We start from the raw sequence: 17,719 nt of genomic DNA, 5'->3' as shown, positions 1-17,719 counted from the left end.
ATGCGCGAGTCGGTACAGGCAGAGGTCATGATGAGTTTCCTCGTTTCCGAGGAGCTCTCGTTCAGGATTCCGGTGGAACTCCGGTACGACGCCCGTGATCCCTACGCAGTCCGCCTGACCTTCCACCTTCCCGGGGATGCGCCCGTGACCTGGGCGTTCGGCCGGGAGCTCCTCCTCGACGGCATCAACAAGCCGTGCGGTGACGGCGATGTGCACATCGCCCCCACCGATCCGGAGGAGCTGTCCGACGTCCACATCCGGCTGCAGGTCGGCGGCGACCGGGCCCTGTTCCGCGCCAGCGCCGCGCCGTTGGTGGCGTTCCTCGACCGGACCGACCGGATCGTTCCGCTCGGACAGGAGCGGAACCTGGGCGACTTCGAGGAGAACCTCGACGAGGCGCTCGGCAAGATCCTGGCGGAGTCGAAGCAGAACGAGCAGAACGCCGGCTGACGCGCGAGCTCGCGCTCACCCGCGCCTGCCCGCCCCTCCCCTCGGGCGCCCCCCTTCGGGCTCCGCTTTCGGGCACCGCCTTCGGGCGCCCCCGGGAGGACCCCTTCAGCGCTTGCGCCGCCGGCCCCGGCCGCCGCGGACCGGCCCCGCGGCCGGCGCGACGTCCGGGGATCCCGGCCGGTCGGCGGAAACCACCAGTGAGGCCAGTGCCGTCGTGACGGGGACCGAGGCCACGAGTCCGATCGAGCCCACGAGGGTCCGTACGATTTCCACCGCGACCAGCTCGCTGTTCGCCACCGAGCCCATGCTGCTGTTCGCGATCGAGAACAGCAGGAGCAGAGGCAGTGCGGCACCTGCGTAGGCCAGCACCAGCGTGTTGACCACCGACGCGATGTGGTCGCGGCCGATCCTGATGGCCGCCCGGTACAGGGCGCGCGACCCCATCGAGGGGTCCGCCTGGTGCAGCTCCCAGACGGCCGAGGTCTGGGTGACCGTCACATCGTCGAGCACACCCAGCGATCCGATGATGATGCTTGCGAGCAGCAAACCGCTCATGTCGATGTCCGGGTACAGCCCGTGGATCAGCCCGGTGTTGTCGTCCGTGTTGCCGCTGAGGGACGCCCAGTCGATGAACACCGAGCCCAGCAGGCCGATCAGCACCAGCGAGACGAGGGTGCCGAGGACGGCGACCGAGGTGCGGGCGGTCAGGCCGTGGCACATGTAGAGCGCGATCAGCATGATGGCGCTCGCCCCGACCACCGCGACCACCAGCGGGTTCGAACCCTGCAGGATGGCCGGGAGGATGAAGAGCATCAGGATGCCGAAGCTGACGATCAGCGCGATCAGGGCGAACAGCCCGCGCATCCGCCCGACGAGGACGACCGCGACCGCGAAGATGCTGGCCAGCACCGCCAGCGGCATCTTGCGGTTCACGTCGATCACCGAGTACTGGAGGTCGCGGGGGGCGTCGGGCGCGTACGCCACGACCACCTCCTGGCCGTCCGTCAACTGCCGCGGCGCACCCGGCTGGACGATTTCCACGAAGGTGCGGCCCTTGTCCGGGCCGGTGCCGATCTCGACGGTGGCCTTCTTGCACTCGCCGGTCTGCGCGGCCTGGGCCTCACGACCCTCGGGGGTCGAGGGGTCCGCGGTCGGCGGTACCTGTGCGGCGTTCACCGATTTGCAGTCGACGTGTTCCAGGGAGACGACCACCGCCTGCTGGGTCTGCCGGTCGAAGCCCACCCCCGTGCGCTCGTGGGCGGGGGCGCCGCCCGGCCAGAGCACCACCATGCCGATGAAGACGGCGGTGGCGAAGGGGATCAGTACGGCCGCGATGACCTTGCGCAGGTGCTTCGAGACGGGGGCCGCCGGGCCGTGCCCGTGGCTGTGGCCGTGGGAATGACCGGCGGAGGGCTCGGACGAGTGCCCGGCGGAGTGCCCCGGGCCGTCGTGCGCGTGGCCGCTGTGGCCATGGTGCCCAGTGGGCTCGGTGGGGGGCTGCGGCGAGGACGTCACCAGCAGATCATCGCAAGAGATGAGGGGGCCCACTGTTCAGCACGCCATGGATGACGCTAGCGTGGGGGCTACTTTGCACAACGCGGGAGCTCGGAGCACCGGGCTGAGAGGACGCTGATCACCGTACGCGCATCACAGATGCGTACGGGAAGAGGCTGCGTCGACCGCCGAACCTGTTACCGGGTAATGCCGGCGTAGGGAGATCAGGTCTCATGACCATTCAGGACGCACGCACGCCTGCCGTCAGCCAGGACGCCGACGGCCAGACCGAGCGCCAGCCCGGCTGGCACAAGGGCTACGTGGCGGGCTCCCGCCCCGACATCCGGGTGCCGGTCCGCCAGGTCCACCTCACCAACGGCAAGGACGTGACGCTCTACGACACGTCCGGTCCGTACACCGACCCGCAGATCGAGACCGACGTCCGCCGGGGCCTCGCCCCGCTGCGCGAGAACTGGATCATCGGCCGCGGCGACACCGAGGAGTACGCGGGCCGTCCCGTGCGCCCCGAGGACGACGGCATCAAGCACACCTCGCCGCGCGGTGGCCTCAAGAACCTCGACGCGGTCTTCCCGGGCCGCCCGCGCCAGCCCCGCCGGGGCCGCGGCGGCCAGGCCGTCACGCAGCTCGCGTACGCCCGCCGGGGCGAGATCACCCCGGAGATGGAGTACGTCGCGATCCGCGAGAACGTCTCCCCCGAGGTCGTCCGCGAGGAGATCGCCGCAGGTCGTGCGGTGCTTCCGGCGAACGTGAACCACCCCGAGATCGAGCCGATGATCATCGGCAAGCGGTTCCTGGTGAAGGTCAACGCCAACATCGGCAACTCCGCGGTCACCTCCTCCATCGAGGAGGAGGTCGACAAGATGACCTGGGCGACCAAGTGGGGCGCCGACACGGTCATGGACCTCTCGACCGGCCGCAACATCCACACCACCCGCGAGTGGGTGCTGCGCAACTCCCCCGTCCCGATCGGCACCGTGCCGCTCTACCAGGCGCTGGAGAAGGTCGACGGCCGTGCCGAGGACCTGACCTGGGAGATCTACAAGGACACGGTCATCGAGCAGGCCGAGCAGGGCGTCGACTACATGACGGTCCACGCCGGCGTGCTGCTGCCCTACGTGCCGCTGACCGCCCGCCGCAAGACCGGCATCGTCTCGCGCGGCGGCTCGATCATGGCCGCGTGGTGCCTCGCGCACCACAAGGAGAACTTCCTCTACACGAACTTCGAGGAGCTCTGCGAGATCCTCGCGGCGTACGACGTCACGTACTCGCTGGGCGACGGCCTGCGCCCCGGTTCCATCGCGGACGCCAACGACGCCGCGCAGTTCGCGGAGCTGAAGACGCTGGGCGAGCTGAACACGATCGCCAAGCGGCACAACGTCCAGACCATGATCGAGGGCCCGGGCCACGTCCCGATGCACAAGATCAAGGAGAACATCGACCTCCAGCAGGAGATCTGCGAGGAGGCGCCGTTCTACACGCTCGGCCCGCTGACCACGGACGTCGCACCCGCGTACGACCACATCACCTCGGGCATCGGCGCCGCGATGATCGCCTGGTGGGGCACCGCGATGCTCTGCTACGTCACGCCCAAGGAGCACCTGGGCCTGCCCAACCGCGACGACGTGAAGACCGGCGTCATCACGTACAAGATCGCGGCGCACGCCGCCGACCTGGCGAAGGGGCACCCCGGCGCCCAGGAGTGGGACGACGCCCTGTCGGACGCGCGGTTCGAGTTCCGCTGGGAGGACCAGTTCAACCTGGCCCTCGACCCGGACACGGCACGCGAGTTCCACGACGAGACCCTTCCCGCCGAGCCGGCCAAGACCGCGCACTTCTGCTCCATGTGCGGTCCGAAGTTCTGCTCGATGAAGATCAGCAGAAGCATCACAGAGCAGTTCGGTGGTGACGACTCGGCCACGGATGAGGAGATCCAGGCGGGGATGCTCAGCAAGTCGGCGGAGTTCGCGGCCACGGGCAACCGGCTGTACCTCCCTCTGGCTGACTGACCTGCGGAAACGCGCCTTGCCGACTACACCTTGGGGGGAGTAGTCGGCTGGGCGTCTCTACCTGGGGGCTGATGCTCTGACGCCAGATCTTCCCCGTGCACAAGGGCAGTGCTGGGCATCGACGGCGGCCGGAAGCCTCAGGCGGCTTCGCGGGTGGCGGTGGCTATGCGGTAGGAGAGCTTCAAGGGTGCTTTTCCTTCTTGATCACGGATAACGGGCGGTTGTTGCTCGCACGGATCGCGACCATCAGCGCTTGCGGATAAGTGTGAGGAAGACGAGCACGGAAGTCGCGGCAGCGGCCGCCCATGGAGTGGGGCCGTCGTCCCAAGTGACGACGGCTGCTGCCATGGTCAGGGCCGCGTTGAAGCCCGCAAGTCCCAGGACTGCCCCGGCCGTTCGCCTGTCTTCCATCTGAGTCCCCTGCTGTGGTCGTTCACCGCTGCGGTCGGAAATGACCATATGAGCGAGATAGGGCCCACTCAAGGGATCATCGGGTCGCAGTCATGGTTTCCGGACAGCCCGAGGTGGCGTCGCGGTATCCGGAGCACTCGCTTACATCCCCGCCTCTGGGCTCGTAACGGAGCCCGGATCGTGAGCAGTTGATCACGGGGTGGCATTCCTGCGGGCTGCCGGTGCGCTGCGACCGACCGTTCGTGCGGGCCTCGACGAGATGTCCTGATTGCGCGACAGAGCCTTGTCGCCGTGGAGGGATACGGACGGCTTCTCAGTCGGCACAAGGCGGGGATGGGTGCGGGGGCAGTTCCTGACCGAACGGTTTTCAAGAGAGTGCTGCGGGGTGCATCTCCACCCGAGATGACCTGCGTGTTCCTCGCCCTCAGGGCCATGCTCGACCTGTCGTGGTCCACACCTGGTCCACGCGGCCAAGGTGATTGGTTTCGAGCCCGGTTGTCGATCCCAGCTGTCAGACTCTTCCACATGGGTGAAGACTTGCGGTCGCTTGACGCCATGCTCGCAGCTTCGAAGAACTTGCCCGCTGACGACGTCGACCGGCTGCGAGGCGAACACGTACTCGGTGCGGCGGCCATCCCGCTCCATCGTCAGGGTGACCTGGCGACAGCAGACATCGCCGCCGACGTGACCACAGCCCGGCTGATTCTGTGGAACACCGGATTCGACGAGGCTGGCTATAAAGCCATCCTGGAGGTCGAGCCACGTCTGCTCTCCCGGTTCACAGAAGCTGTGGTGTCGCAGCTGGAGACGGCCATGAACGCGATCATGGCGCGCGATCCGGGAGAGTGCATCGATCACATTCAGATCGCCCCATCGATCCCGGAAGTGAGCGTGGACTGGCGACGCCAGTTGCGCACTGCAAGCGGGCCCGGTCCAACGAACCAGGCGCGGAAACCGCGTCTGGAGCCACAGCATCCGATCGAGGACGGGCTCCACTTCACCAACCAGTGGGAACACGACGTCTACAAGATCCTCAAGGAACGTCAGGCTCAGCTACCTGACAACGAAACGATCGGCATCATGCCACTTGGGGCCATGCGCGTACGGGGACACACCTTCGAGCCGGACCTCGTCGTCACCTACCGAGGACGAGCCGGCGTCATTGAAGTCGACGGACCGCACGATAAGGGACGCGCTTCCGACGACAAGAGCCGCGAGCGCCTCTTGCGCCACGCCGGCATCCACTATGTGGATCGACTCGATGTGCGGGATGTCGAGGGCAGGGAACAGGTAGAGAAGTTCGTGACCGACTTCCTCAAGCAGTTGGGGCGCTAAGACTTCCAGAGCTCAACATGTCGTCACAGTGACGTTTATTTGCCTGAACCGAGCTGTAGTTCAGGGCGTCTCTGCGATGCTGGAGGCCGATCGAGAGGGGCCGCAGCGATGCAGTGGAAGATCCACGGGGTGCAGGACGCCATTGCGGGCGCAGCGTTAGCCCGACTTGGCTTATCCGCTAGTCCGACAAGTTGACTTAGACCGACCGGCAGTAGGGCCGTGGGTGTCGGTGATCGGCGGCCCGAGCGCAAGGCAGGCACGAGCCTGAGTGATCATGGAGTTCTCTACGCTCAGTGATCACCGGAGGGCTCGTGCCTGTCCTGCCATCATGCCTGCTCGAACCCCTGTGGGACCAGTTCGCGGCGCTGCTGCCCGCGCACGTGGACGGCCATCCGCTTGGCTGCCACAATCCGCGCCTCCCCGACCGGATCGTCTTCGAGCACGTGATCGCTGCCCTCGTGCACGGCTCCGGCTACGAACGCATCGCCAGTCCCGGCTGCTCCGACCGCACTATCCGACGCCGCGTCAGACACTGGGCCGACCTGGGGATATGTCAGCAACTGCACGCCTTGGCCCTGGAGGCGTACGACCGCATGATCGGCCTGGAACTCGACGAACTGTCGGTCGACGGCTGCATCACCAAGGCGCCCTGCGGCGGCGAGAAGGCCGGCCGCTCCCCGGTCGACCGCGGCAAGCAGGGCCTGAAACGCTCGGTAGCAGCCGAGGCCCGCGGTGTTCCGCTCGGCCTGGTCTCCGCCGGAGCCAACCGGCACGACTCGCCCCTGCTCATCCCCACCCTCGACGCCGTGAAAACCCAGGTCGGACCACTCCCCGAGCAGGTCAACGTCAACCTGGACCGCGGCTACGACAGCGCGAAGACCCGGACCGCGCTGGAGGAGTTCGGCTTCACCGTCGAGATCGCCCGCAAGGGTGTGCCCGCCCCAATCCAAGCCGGGAAACGCTGGGTGGTGGAGCGCGCACACTCGTGGATGAACGGCTTCGGCAAACTGCGGCGCTGCACCGAGAAGAACGGCAACGTCGTGGACTTCTACCTGCACCTCACCGCCACGATCGTCACGCTCCGCATGCTCATCCGCCGCGCGACGCTCCAATACCGCTGGGACACCCGCCCCACCACCCGACGACTCAAGTGACGCCTACTGCCGGTCGGTCTTATCTGCATGGCGCCCCGCCACTTGCGACCGCGATACCCACGATGACCGAGGGGGCCCGACCGGGCCCCCTCGCGTTTTCGAGAAGGAGCGGCGTATATGAGCCCCGAAAACAGGACCAGGTCAGTTCCAGGTCCGCTGCCGAGACGGCGCACCTGGCGCAAGGGCGGCACCCTGGCGTCGCTGGCCCTGGTCATGGTGGGCATCACCAGCCCCGCGTTCGCCGCAGCGCAGGGCATGCAGGTGGCCGACACGGTCAGCTCGGCGAGCCCGACGGGCGGTGACGAGTGCAAGTCGAAGCCGAACAAAAAGAAGAAGGGTCTGCAGGCGGCCGGGAACATGGCCGGCCCGCGCGGTGGCGGCGGGTGCGAGGAGGGCAAGCAGGGCCCGCCCGGACCGCCCGGACCGCGCGGCCCGAGGGGCCCGCAGGGCGAACCGGGCCCGGCCCTCTGCAGGTCCATCGACTCCGTCCGCGACCAGGGGAGCCGCGAATTCACGGCGGTGATCCCGGGAGGCACCAACACCTACGTCGGGGTCCGCGACCTCACGGGCAACACGGTCGGTGATTGGACCTGGTACGACCTCACGCTCAATGCCGACAACAGCTACCCGGCCGATGCCTGTGGCGTCTCCGTCGCGCATCAGGGCGGCAACCTCGTGATCCAGGTGGTGACCGAGGGCGGTGCCATCCACGAGACCTTCTGCACCGTGGATACGGGCAACGGCCAGGACCCGACCGAACTCGTGTGCAACGGGGTGTGGAGGCTGGCGGAGCCCCAGCCCGATCCGGGTGACCCGGACGTCCGCCGCCGGGCCGCTTCCGGAACGGCCGCGCCGATCCGCCCCGCCGACCCCAACCACCTGCCGCGGCAGATGAAGTAGGGCGCGAGGCCGGTCGGAGGTTACTGCGGCCGGTTCTCCGGGCCGCCGAAGTCCGGGCTGGTGAAGTCCGGGGGCGTGTAGCCGGGCCGGGGGCCCTCCGAGGGCGATCCAGGGCTGGTGAAGTCGGGCCGGGTGTATCCGAGGTGGGGGATGCGCCCGGCCGCCGGCGTCCTGGGGGTCGGGAAGCCCGGCCCCGCAGTCGGGTCGGCCAGCGCGTCCCGCAGGAACGGCATGATGCCCCGCTCCAGCAGCGCGTGCCGCCAGGCCTCGCGGGCCCGCGCCACCTCGTCGGGTACCGCCTCGGTCTCGTCCGCCACCACCTCGGTCGCGCTGTTGCGGACGGCCGTCACCAGCAGCCCGATCACCGCGAAGAGCAGCGCGGCCACGGTGAGCGCGCCGAACAGCCAGCCCGCCGTCAGCATGGTCTCGGCGAAGGCGGGTTCGGGCTCGATCAGCTTGAGGCTGTAGCCGACGAGCAGGAAGATCAGCATGGCGGTGCCCGCCAGGACGGGCGCGAGGACCGCGACCACGGCGCTGACTCCCGCGCCGCCGCCCATGCCCTGCCCGCCGTCCTCGTCCCCCGTGGTGCCGGGTGTGGACAGCGCCTCGTCGCGTCGTTCCTCGCGGACCTTCACGTAGTGGCCGTACTCGGCGGCGGCCGCGGCCGCCAGCAGCGCACTGGCCCCCTGGGCCATGGTGCGCAGCTGTTCGGCGTTCAGCCGTTCGCCGAGGGTGGCGAGCTCGGGCCGTTCGCTCGCGGTGCGCAGCGCCTCGTCGAGGAGACGATCGAACTCCGGTCGGTCTTCGGTCAGCAGGTGCGGAGCGCTGGTCATGTGCATCCCCCGATGCTCCGTAGAAGCCGGTATCCCCGCGTAGAACGGGGCACCGGCACAAACGGAGGAGAGCCTGCTACGGATAGTGCGATGGTAGAGCGCCCGAACCACGCCGTGACAGGGGCTTTCCGGAAATACCCCCTTGGTTACAAACCTCAGTCGTTCAAGGGAAGTTGCACGACGAGCAGTTTGCCCGCCATCGTCACCCCGCCGTCCATCGCGATGGCGAGCCCTTCCGCGTACACGTGCGGGCCGTCCACGGCCTCCGGGCCTCGCGTCTCGTCCCCGTCCTCGGTGCCCACCTCGCCGAGCAGGTACGGGATGGGACTGTGTCCGTGCACGACGCGGCTGCCGCCGTAGGTGCCGAGCAGTTCGCGCACGGCCTGCGGGCCGGTCCCCTCGTCGCGGAAGGCGAACCGCTTGGTGAACTTGCGGAAGAGGTCCCAAGTGATGTCGGCGTCGCCCCGGTTGAGGAGCTCGTGGATGGTGTCGTTGACGTCCTCGATGGAGTCGCCGTAGTCGAGGTAGGCCGTGGTGTCGGAGTGCAGCAGCAGGTGGCCCTCCTCCAGGACGGCCGCGTCCAGCCGCGACATCCATTGCAGGTGTACGTCCTGCAGGCGCTCCATGTCGGAGCGCTGGCCGCCGTTGAGGAGCCACGCGGCCTGGAAGGTGGCGGTGCCGGCGCCGGAGACGACGGGGGTGTCGCCGAACCGCTTGGCGCCGATGAGCAGCAGCTCGTGGTTGCCCATCAGGGCCTTGCAGTAGCCGCCGGCGGCCGCGGCCTCGGCGGACAGCCGCATGACGAGGTCGATGACGCCGATGCCGTCGGGGCCGCGGTCGGTGAAGTCGCCGAGGAACCAGAGCCGGGCGTTGCCGGCGGACCAGCGGCGTTCCGTGTCGATGAGGCCCTGGGCGTGGAGTTCGGTGACCAGTTCGTCGAGGTAGCCGTGGACGTCGCCGACGACGTAGAGCGGGCCGGGGCCGTCGGACGCGGCCTCCGGCGGGACGTACTGGACCTGCACGGTGTCGCCGGGGCCGCCGAGGGCGCCGCGGCCGATGATCGGCAGGTCGCGGTGGGTCGGGGTGTAGCCCTCGAAGTCGTCTTCCTCGGGGGTGTGGCTCGTCGCGTGCACGGGACGCGAGGCCGGCGGTGCGGCCGACGGCGGGGCGGGCGGTGCGGCGGGCGCCGGCGCGTAGCCGGGCTGCGGGGGCACGGCCGGTGCGTCGTCGTCGTAGTACGCCGGGTACTCGCCGTACACGGGAGCCTCGCCGGGATGCCCGGCGGATACGGCGTACGCGGCGGGTTCGGTGACTGGAACCCGGAAGTCCCGCAGCGTGTCCGTCCGCATCGCGGGTCCCTGACCGGCCCCCTGAGTCATCGACCCCTCCACCACCGTCGCGCTGCCGTACACCTGCGGACCCTCCTGACCTCCGGGGAGGAGGGTCCGTGATGTCGTGCGCCCATCATAGGAATGCGGCTCGCGCTCTGTGACGCACCAGGGGTGGTGAATCCTTTGCGGAGCCGATTGTTCCTACCGCTTTCTACCGATATCGGTGTTGCTGAAATGCTGGGCCCGGTCGTCGGCAGGCCGACCGGACGGTCTGGCGGTCAGTCCTTGGCCGGGGAACGGGGTGGGCTGACGGTCGTTCGGGGCTGCCTGCGCTGCGACGACGTACGGATGATGAGCTCGGTCGGGACGACCTGTTCGACGGGGCGTCCGGTGTCCACTCCCTCGATCGCGTCGATGAGCAATTGCACGACGGCGGTGCCGATGCGGCGCGGTTTGAGGGAGAGGGTGGTGATGGGCGGTTCGGTGTTGGCGTAGACGGTGGACTCGCTGCAGCACACGAGCAGCAGGTCCTCGGGGACGCGCAGGCCGTAGCGCCGGGCGGCGGCGAGCAGATCGGTGCCGTTGGGGTCGAAGAGCCCGTAGACGGCGTCGGGCCGGTCGGGTCGGGCGAGGAGCCGGTCGGCGGCGACGGCGCCCGCGCACGGGTCGTGGGCGGGGTAGGACTCGTAGACGGGGTCCTGGCCGACGCGCTCGCACCAGTTGAGGTAGGCGGTGGTGGAGAGCCGGGTGTACGTGTCGGTGGTGGTGCCGGTCAGCAGCCCGATCCGGCGGGCGCCGGCGGCGGCGAGGTGGTCGAGCAGGCCGAGTACGGCGGCCTCGTGGTCGTTGTCGACCCAGGCGGTGACGGGGAGGGAGCCTGCGGGGCGGCCGTCGGAGACCACGGGCAGACCTTGGCGGACCAGTTCGGTGACGACGGGATCGTGGTCGGAGGGGTCGATGACGACGGTGCCGTCGAGGGCGACGTTGGACCACACGTCGTGGCGGGAGGTGGCGGGGAGGATGACGAGGGCGTAGCCGCGGGCGAGCGCGGCGGAGGTGGCGGCCCTGGCCATCTCGGCGAAGTAGGCGAATTCGGTGAAGGTGAAAGGTTCATCCCCGTACGTCGTCACGGTCAGGCCGATGAGGCCCGACTTGCCGGTACGGAGGGTGCGGGCGGCGGCCGACGGGCGGTAGCCCAGCCGGTCGGCCACCTCGCGAACGTGGCGGCGGGTGGCGTCGGGCAGCCGTCCCTTGCCATTGAGCGCGTCGGAGACGGTTGTGATGGAGACGCCCGCCGCGGCGGCCACGTCCCTGATGCCTGCCCGGCCCTGTCGGCCGGCGGCCCGCCGGGTGGTCTCGGTCCGGCTCACCTGATGCTTCCCTGCTGCTGTCATGGCGAGCCGATAGTAGGGCTCGGTGGGGTGGGTGGTCCGGGTGCATATGCACCCGTTGACAGGCACGATTCTGCATGGTTCGCCACCCCCAATGACCTTGGAAATGAAGGTATTTGATCGCTTAGAGTGAGGGTGGGGCTTGTTGGCGGGTCCGGGCATGCCAAAACGGTGTGGTCTCGGGACGGTCTCAACTCACCTGCACGAGGGACGCGCGCCACGGCGCAGGCCACCGGCGCGCGCATATATGCGCGCGCTCCCCCGCATTCCAGGCGCCCCCATTCTCGGAACGGCGGAATCCTCATAAGGTGAGCAGTATTGAGTCGACGGCGACGTCGTACGGGACGGTCGAGGAGGACCTGCGGTGAGCGAGAAGAGCCCGAAGCTGCGCGCCGAGCTGGATGGCATTCCGACGTACAAGCCCGGGAAGCCGGCTGCCGCGGGAGGGCCCGTCGCGTACAAGCTGTCATCGAACGAGAACCCGTACCCGCCGCTGCCGGGGGTGCTGGAGACCGCGGTCTCGGCGGCCGGCAGCTTCAACCGGTACCCCGACATGGCCTGCACCGGCCTCGTGAACGAGCTCGCCGAGCGCTTCGGGGTGCCGGTCGAGCACATCGCCACGGGCACCGGCTCGGTGGGTGTGGCCCAGTCCCTGATCCAGGCGGCGGCCGGCCCGGGCGACGAGGTGATCTACGCCTGGCGCTCCTTCGAGGCGTACCCGATCCTCACGCAGATCTCGGGCGCGACCTCGGTGCAGGTCCCGCTGACCGACGGCGACGTGCACGACCTGGACGCGATGGCTGCGGCGATCACCGACCGGACCCGGCTGATCTTCGTCTGCAACCCGAACAACCCCACCGGCACGGCCGTGCGCCGCGCCGAGCTGGAGCGGTTCCTGGACCGGGTGCCGTCGGACGTCCTGGTGGTCCTGGACGAGGCGTACCGCGAGTTCGTGCGCGACACCGACGTCCCGGACGGCGTCGCGCTCTACCGCGACCGGCCGAACGTGGCCGTGCTGCGTACGTTCTCCAAGGCGTACGGCCTGGCCGGCCTGCGGGTCGGCTTCGCCATCGCGCACGAGCCGGTGGCCGCGGCGCTGCGCAAGACGGCGATGCCGTTCGGCGTCAGCCAGCTCGCGCAGGACGCGGCGGTGGCCTCGCTGCGCGCCGAGGACGAGCTGATGGGCCGCGTCGGGGCGCTGGTGGGCGAGCGTGCGCGGGTGCACGAGACGCTGCTCGCCCAGGGCTGGTCCGTGCCGGACACCCAGGCGAACTTCGTGTGGATGCGGCTGGGGGAGCGGACCGCCGAGTTCGCGGCGGCCTGCGAGAAGGCCGGTGTGGTGGTCCGGCCCTTCGCGGGCGAGGGCCTGCGGGTCACGATCGGTGAGACCGAGGCGAACGACCTCTTCCTGCACACGGCGGAGGCCTTCTTCAAGGAGCTGTAGGCGGCCGCGGCTGTCCTGGCGGCCGGACCCCGTCGGGGCCGGTCAGGCCAGTTCCACGCGGATGGGATCGCCGTCGCGGACGGTGGAGAGCAGGCGGGGGTCGCCGTCGAACGAGCCGAGCACGTTGCACGGGCTCGCCAGGCGGCTCTCGCCTCCGCGCGAGATGGGCGTGGGGCCGTAGGGCAGCGCGAGCGCGTCGCCCTCGGTCCAGAACGCGACCGTGCCCGGCTCGACGACCTGCCGGGCTTCGTGTTCCAGGGCCACGGAGACGCCGGTGCCGAAGTAGACCTCCTCGCCCCAGGTGTTCGCGGAGGCGGAGATCGGAAGGGCCTCGGCCAGCGCCTTGCTGGTCGGGGTCTCGTCAAGGGTCGCGGTGAGCTGGCCCGCAGGCCAGGAAATCCGTATCTGCATGAGCCGCATTCAACAATCTGTTGAATGGATTGGCTAGATCCGTACTTCGCGGGTGGCTGAGTCAGGTGGAGTTGGTGTCTGGCCGTGTCCGGTCCGGGGGTGGCTGTGTTGATCCGGGTGTGACGAAGTCTTCCCGGTCCCCACGGCTGCGGACGGTGCGCCCGCGCATGGAATGTGTGGTCACCTCCGTGGTGGAGAAGCGTCTGGGCGCTCTGCCTGTCGCTGCCGAGTTTCTGCGCCGGCTTGATGTGGCCGGGACCGTCGACCGGCTGTGCCCGGGCCGCGACATCGCCCATGTGACGCACGGCCAGGTCATCGAGGTGCTGGTGGCCAACCGGCTGACCGCACCCGCACCCCTGTGGCGGGTGGACCGCTGGGCCCGGGAGTGGGCGGTGGAAGAAGTATTCGGAATTGAGGCGGAACTGCTCAACGACGACCGTCTGGGCCGGGCCCTGGACGCCATCGCCCCGCGGCTGAGAGAGCTCACCGACAGCATCGGGGCCCAGGCGATCGGCGAGTTCGGCATCGATGTGTCCACGTTCCACTGGGACATGACATCCATGTCGCTCTACGGCGCCTACCCGGCCGATGACCAGGACGAGGAGTATCCCCGCATCAGACACGGCCATCCCAAGGACCGCCGCTACGACCTCAAGCAGATCCAGACCGGCCTGGCGGTGACCGGCGACGGCGGTATCCCCCTGCTGTCCCGCGTCATCGACGGCGGAGCCGCGGAGATCTCCCAGATCACCGGCACCATGAACGCTCTGCGCGCGATGGCCGGACCGAAGAAGTTCCTGCTGATCGCCGACTCCAAGCTGATCTCATACGGCAACGTCACCGCCCTGATCGGGGCCGGGACCGATTTCATCGCCCCGGCCCCCGCTTCCAGGGTCGACGACGCCGTCTACGCCGCCCTCGACCTCGAGACGGCCACCGTCGTGGACTACACCCCCGCCCGCGACGAGAACACCCCCGCCGCAGCGCGTGAGACCTACCGGGTCCTGGAAGACATCCACCTTGTGACCGGGCCCCGCAAGAGCGATCCCCCGCTCCAGGTACGCCGGATCCTGGTGCACTCCACCGGCAACGCCAAAGGCCAGCAGCGGGCCCGCGAGAAACGCCTGGCCAAGGCCCGCGAAGACCTCGACAAGCTCCAGCACTCTGCCGGCGGCCGCTACTACAGCACCGCAGAGAAGATCGCCGCACGCCTCGGCGTGATCACCCGCACCCGCCGGGTCTCCGGCTGCCTGCACACCGAGATCACCACCGACGAAACCGGACGGCCCGCCCTGTCCTGGCACTTCGATCAGGACGTGCTCCAGGCCGAAGCCGCCGTCGACGGCTGGTACGCGCTGCTGACCACCCTCACCCCCGAACAGGCCGATCCCGGCGAAGTACTACGCCGCCACAAAGGCCAGGGCACCGTCGAGCGCCGATACAGCGACTTCAAGGGCCCCCTGGCCGTCACCCCTGTCTTCGTGCAGGACAACAAACGCGTCGCCGCACTGATCACAGTGATCTGCCTGGCCCTGCTGCTGTTCTGCCTGATCGAACGCCAGGTCCGCCGAGCCCTCGGCGGCGACCAGAAGATGCAGGGGCTCTACCCCGGCAACCAGAGGGTGCGGCCCACCGGCCGGATGATCCTCTACCACCTGTCCGACCTGCGGCTACGGGTCGGCAGCGCCACCGACCCACCCGTCATCGCCATCACCCGGGGCATCCAGCTCCACCTCCTCGACCTCCTCGGCCTGGAACCCACACATCCCCGCTGGCCAGAGACCTGAACGAACTACCCGCGAAGTACAGAGCTAGAGGGGCACCCCGCCTGAAGGCTGCCGACAGTGGTGCGACATAATGCTTGTGAATGTGAACGCGTTCACAAGCGTGTCCTGCTTTCTCCCGGATTGAGTGGGACGCAAGAGGCAGACTGCCGCTGTGATCACGGCGACACGAAGGAGACGAGGACGTGGACCTAGCTCTGGCGCCAGAGACTCTGGCGCGATGGCAGTTCGGCATCACCACCGTCTATCACTTCCTCTTCGTACCCCTGACGATCTCGCTCGCCGCGCTCACGGCCGGCCTGCAGACCGCATGGGTGCGCACCGAGAAGGAGAAGTACCTCAGAGCCACGAAGTTCTGGGGAAAGCTTTTCTTGATCAATATCGCGATGGGCGTCGTCACCGGCATCGTCCAGGAGTTCCAGTTCGGCATGAACTGGTCCGACTACTCGCGCTTCGTCGGCGACATCTTCGGGGCCCCCCTGGCCTTCGAGGCGCTGATCGCCTTCTTCTTCGAGTCGACCTTCATCGGCCTGTGGATCTTCGGCTGGGACAAGCTGCCGAAGAAGATCCACCTGGCCTGCATCTGGATGGTGTCCATGGGCACCGTCCTCTCCGCCTACTTCATCCTGGCGGCGAATTCCTGGATGCAGCACCCGGTCGGGTACCGCATCAACGAGGAGCGGGGCCGGGCCGAGCTCACCGACTTCTGGCTCGTGCTCACCCAGAACACCGCGCTCACCCAGTTCTTTCACACCATCACGGCCGCCTTCCTGGTGGGCGGTGCGTTCATGGCCGGCATCGCCGCCTTCCACCTGGCGCGCAAGAGGCACATCCCCGTGATGCGGAGCTCGCTGCGGCTCGGCCTGGTCGTCATGATCATCGCCGGCATGGGCACGGCCCTGAGCGGTGACCTGCTCGGCAAGGTGATGTTCAAGCAGCAGCCCATGAAGATGGCCGCCGCCGAGGCGCTCTGGGACGGCGAGGCGCCGGCTCCCTTCTCGGTCTTCGCCTACGGCGACGTCGAGAAGGGCCACAACAAGGTCGCGATAGAGATCCCGGGCCTGCTGTCCTTCCTGGCCAACGACGACTTCACCTCCTTCGTCCCGGGCATCAACGACGTCAACAAGGCGGAGCAGGAGAAGTTCGGCCCCGGCGACTACCGGCCCAACATCCCGGTCGCCTACTGGGGCTTCCGCTGGATGATCGGCTTCGGCATGGCCTCCCTCGGCGTCGGCGTGCTGGGCCTGTGGCTCACCCGCAAGAAGTTCATGCTGCCGCGGGGTCTGCGTACCGGGGAGGACGAGGTCCCGAACCTGGTCCTCTTCAAGAAGGCGCTGAGCCCGAAGTTCGCCAACCTGTACTGGATCGTCGCGCTCTGGACGATGGGCTTCCCGCTCATCGCCAACTCGTGGGGCTGGATCTTCACCGAGATGGGCCGCCAGCCCTGGGTGGTCTACGGAGTCCTGCGCACCCGGGACGCGGTCTCGCCGAACGTCTCCCAGGCGGAGGTGCTCACCTCGATGATCGGCTTCACCCTCCTCTACGCGGTGCTCGCCGTCATCGAGGTCAGGCTCCTGGTCAAGTACGTCAAGGCCGGACCGCCCGAGCTCACCGAGGCCGATCTCAACCCGCCCACCAAGATCGGCGGGGACGACAAGAACCCCGACCGGCCGATGGCCTTCTCGTACTGAGGCTGAGGAGACCGCACCATGCAACTCCACGACGTCTGGTTCGTACTCATCGCCGTCCTGTGGACCGGCTACTTCTTCCTGGAGGGCTTCGACTTCGGAGTCGGCGTACTGACCAAGCTGCTCGCCCGCGACCGTACGGAGAAGCGGGTCCTGATCAACGCCATCGGGCCCGTGTGGGACGGCAACGAGGTCTGGCTGCTCACGGCGGGCGGTGCGACCTTCGCCGCCTTCCCCGAGTGGTACGCCACCCTCTTCTCCGGCTTCTACCTGCCGCTGCTGCTCATCCTGGTCTGCCTCATCATCCGCGGCGTCGCCTTCGAGTACCGGCACAAGCGCCCCGAGGACCGGTGGCAGACCAACTGGGAACACGCGATCTTCTGGACCTCGCTGATCCCGGCGTTCCTGTGGGGCGTGGCGTTCGCCAACATCGTGCGCGGCGTCAAGATCGACGAGAACATGGAGTACGTCGGCACCCTCTTCGACCTGCTCAACGTCTACTCGATCCTGGGCGGACTGGTCACCCTCACCCTCTTCACCTTCCACGGCGCGGTCTTCACCTCGCTCAAGACGGTCGGTGACATCCGGGACCGCTCACGGAAGCTGGCGACCGGCCTGGGCGTCGTCACCGCCGTGCTGGCACTGGTCTTCCTGATCTGGACCCAGGTCTCCCGCGGAGACGACAAGAGCCTGATCGCGATGGCCGTCGCCGTACTGGCACTGCTCGGGGCGCTCGGTACCAACCTGAAGGGCCGCGAGGGCTGGTCGTTCGCACTGTCCGGGGTCACCATCGCGGCGGCCGTCGCGATGCTCTTCCTGACGCTCTTCCCGAACGTCATGCCGTCCTCGTTGAACGATGCCTGGAACCTCACGGTCACCAACGCCTCGTCCAGCCCGTACACCTTGAAGATCATGACCTGGTGCGCGGCAGTGGCCACGCCGCTCGTCCTCCTCTACCAGGGCTGGACGTACTGGGTGTTCCGCAAGCGGATCGGTACGCAGCACATCGTCGACGTGCACTGATTTCCCGCGGCACCCGGCTCGTCCGCCCGACCGACCCTCCCCT

Annotated in this window: 15 protein-coding genes; 9 read left to right on the top strand and 6 right to left on the bottom strand. The window is 68.4% G+C overall.

Annotated elements, in window-relative coordinates; genetic code table 11:
• Positions 1 to 450, top strand: a complete 450-nt coding sequence (locus OG332_RS21445) for an SsgA family sporulation/cell division regulator (RefSeq protein ID WP_319721220.1) — start codon at positions 1 to 3, stop codon at positions 448 to 450.
• 105 nt (positions 451 to 555) lie between these two features.
• Here the strand turns inward: OG332_RS21445 and OG332_RS21440 are convergent, their stop codons facing one another.
• A complete protein-coding gene (locus OG332_RS21440; protein ID WP_442816365.1) occupies positions 556 to 1,968 on the bottom strand; it encodes a YibE/F family protein in 1,413 nt (470 codons plus the stop codon).
• Between the two features lie 209 nt (positions 1,969 to 2,177).
• Here OG332_RS21440 and thiC point away from each other — a divergent pair, with 209 nt between their 5' ends.
• Positions 2,178 to 3,971 carry a phosphomethylpyrimidine synthase ThiC gene (gene thiC, locus OG332_RS21435; RefSeq protein WP_327414987.1) on the top strand — a complete coding sequence of 598 codons (1,794 nt, stop codon included), beginning with the start codon at positions 2,178 to 2,180 and terminating at the stop codon, positions 3,969 to 3,971.
• 246 nt (positions 3,972 to 4,217) lie between these two features.
• On the opposite strand, the gene OG332_RS21430 is transcribed toward thiC, so the two are convergent.
• Complete coding sequence (locus OG332_RS21430) at positions 4,218 to 4,382, bottom strand: hypothetical protein (RefSeq protein ID WP_327414986.1); 165 nt, start codon at positions 4,380 to 4,382, stop codon at positions 4,218 to 4,220.
• Positions 4,383 to 4,907: 525 nt separating this feature from the next.
• Here OG332_RS21430 and OG332_RS21425 point away from each other — a divergent pair.
• From OG332_RS21425 to OG332_RS21415, 3 genes are all read left to right on the top strand, one after another.
• A complete protein-coding gene (locus OG332_RS21425) occupies positions 4,908 to 5,717 on the top strand; it encodes a hypothetical protein (protein WP_327414985.1) in 810 nt (269 codons plus the stop codon).
• Positions 5,718 to 6,028: 311 nt separating this feature from the next.
• On the top strand, positions 6,029 to 6,871 hold the full coding sequence (locus OG332_RS21420; protein WP_327414200.1) for an IS5 family transposase: 843 nt from the start codon (positions 6,029 to 6,031) through the stop codon (positions 6,869 to 6,871).
• A 117-nt stretch (positions 6,872 to 6,988) separates the two neighbouring features.
• Positions 6,989 to 7,771: a hypothetical protein gene (locus OG332_RS21415; protein WP_327414984.1), complete on the top strand. Its 783-nt coding sequence runs from the start codon at positions 6,989 to 6,991 to the stop codon at positions 7,769 to 7,771.
• 20 nt (positions 7,772 to 7,791) lie between these two features.
• On the opposite strand, the gene OG332_RS21410 is transcribed toward OG332_RS21415, so the two are convergent.
• The 3 genes from OG332_RS21410 to OG332_RS21400 form a co-directional block, all read right to left on the bottom strand.
• The gene (locus OG332_RS21410; RefSeq protein WP_327414983.1) at positions 7,792 to 8,610 is read right to left on the bottom strand and encodes a hypothetical protein; all 819 of its coding nucleotides are present in this window, start codon (positions 8,608 to 8,610) and stop codon (positions 7,792 to 7,794) included.
• A 149-nt stretch (positions 8,611 to 8,759) separates the two neighbouring features.
• The gene (locus tag OG332_RS21405) at positions 8,760 to 9,998 is read right to left on the bottom strand and encodes a metallophosphoesterase (RefSeq protein WP_442816364.1); all 1,239 of its coding nucleotides are present in this window, start codon (positions 9,996 to 9,998) and stop codon (positions 8,760 to 8,762) included.
• 215 nt (positions 9,999 to 10,213) lie between these two features.
• Entirely contained in the window at positions 10,214 to 11,329 is a 1,116-nt protein-coding gene (locus tag OG332_RS21400; protein ID WP_327414982.1) for a LacI family DNA-binding transcriptional regulator, read from the bottom strand.
• A gap of 361 nt (positions 11,330 to 11,690) precedes the next feature.
• On the opposite strand from OG332_RS21400, the gene hisC reads away from it, so the two are divergent.
• A complete protein-coding gene (gene hisC, locus OG332_RS21395; RefSeq protein WP_327414981.1) occupies positions 11,691 to 12,770 on the top strand; it encodes a histidinol-phosphate transaminase in 1,080 nt (359 codons plus the stop codon).
• Between the two features lie 42 nt (positions 12,771 to 12,812).
• Here the strand turns inward: hisC and OG332_RS21390 are convergent, their stop codons facing one another.
• Complete coding sequence (locus OG332_RS21390; protein ID WP_327414980.1) at positions 12,813 to 13,181, bottom strand: cyclophilin-like fold protein; 369 nt, start codon at positions 13,179 to 13,181, stop codon at positions 12,813 to 12,815.
• Between the two features lie 167 nt (positions 13,182 to 13,348).
• Between OG332_RS21390 and OG332_RS21385 the strand changes: the two genes are divergently transcribed.
• The 3 genes from OG332_RS21385 (at position 13,349) to cydB (ending at position 17,676) form a co-directional block, all read left to right on the top strand.
• Positions 13,349 to 14,968: an IS1634 family transposase gene (locus tag OG332_RS21385; RefSeq protein WP_327414171.1), complete on the top strand. Its 1,620-nt coding sequence runs from the start codon at positions 13,349 to 13,351 to the stop codon at positions 14,966 to 14,968.
• A 182-nt stretch (positions 14,969 to 15,150) separates the two neighbouring features.
• Positions 15,151 to 16,656: a cytochrome ubiquinol oxidase subunit I gene (locus OG332_RS21380; RefSeq protein ID WP_327414979.1), complete on the top strand. Its 1,506-nt coding sequence runs from the start codon at positions 15,151 to 15,153 to the stop codon at positions 16,654 to 16,656.
• Positions 16,657 to 16,674: 18 nt separating this feature from the next.
• Positions 16,675 to 17,676 carry a cytochrome d ubiquinol oxidase subunit II gene (gene cydB / locus OG332_RS21375; RefSeq protein WP_327414978.1) on the top strand — a complete coding sequence of 334 codons (1,002 nt, stop codon included), beginning with the start codon at positions 16,675 to 16,677 and terminating at the stop codon, positions 17,674 to 17,676.
• The last annotated feature ends 43 nt before the right edge of the window (positions 17,677 to 17,719 follow it).

It is taken from the genome of Streptomyces sp. NBC_01233, assembly GCF_035989305.1.
Lineage (GTDB): Bacteria > Actinomycetota > Actinomycetes > Streptomycetales > Streptomycetaceae > Streptomyces.
This window is presented reverse-complemented; position numbering and strand designations above follow the sequence as displayed.

What these genes read in the sequence shown, in the direction of transcription:
- OG332_RS21415 (WP_327414984.1), top strand. Translation starts at nt 6,989, where the DNA reads ATGAGCCCCGAAAACAGGACCAGGTCAGTTCCAGGTCCGCTGCCGAGA.
- OG332_RS21430 (WP_327414986.1), bottom strand. Translation starts at nt 4,382, where the DNA reads ATGGAAGACAGGCGAACGGCCGGGGCAGTCCTGGGACTTGCGGGCTTC.
- OG332_RS21445 (WP_319721220.1), top strand. Translation starts at nt 1, where the DNA reads ATGCGCGAGTCGGTACAGGCAGAGGTCATGATGAGTTTCCTCGTTTCC.
- cydB (WP_327414978.1), top strand. Translation starts at nt 16,675, where the DNA reads ATGCAACTCCACGACGTCTGGTTCGTACTCATCGCCGTCCTGTGGACC.
- OG332_RS21390 (WP_327414980.1), bottom strand. Translation starts at nt 13,181, where the DNA reads ATGCAGATACGGATTTCCTGGCCTGCGGGCCAGCTCACCGCGACCCTT.
- OG332_RS21425 (WP_327414985.1), top strand. Translation starts at nt 4,908, where the DNA reads ATGGGTGAAGACTTGCGGTCGCTTGACGCCATGCTCGCAGCTTCGAAG.
- OG332_RS21400 (WP_327414982.1), bottom strand. Translation starts at nt 11,329, where the DNA reads ATGACAGCAGCAGGGAAGCATCAGGTGAGCCGGACCGAGACCACCCGG.
- OG332_RS21385 (WP_327414171.1), top strand. Translation starts at nt 13,349, where the DNA reads ATGGAATGTGTGGTCACCTCCGTGGTGGAGAAGCGTCTGGGCGCTCTG.
- OG332_RS21410 (WP_327414983.1), bottom strand. Translation starts at nt 8,610, where the DNA reads ATGCACATGACCAGCGCTCCGCACCTGCTGACCGAAGACCGACCGGAG.
- thiC (WP_327414987.1), top strand. Translation starts at nt 2,178, where the DNA reads ATGACCATTCAGGACGCACGCACGCCTGCCGTCAGCCAGGACGCCGAC.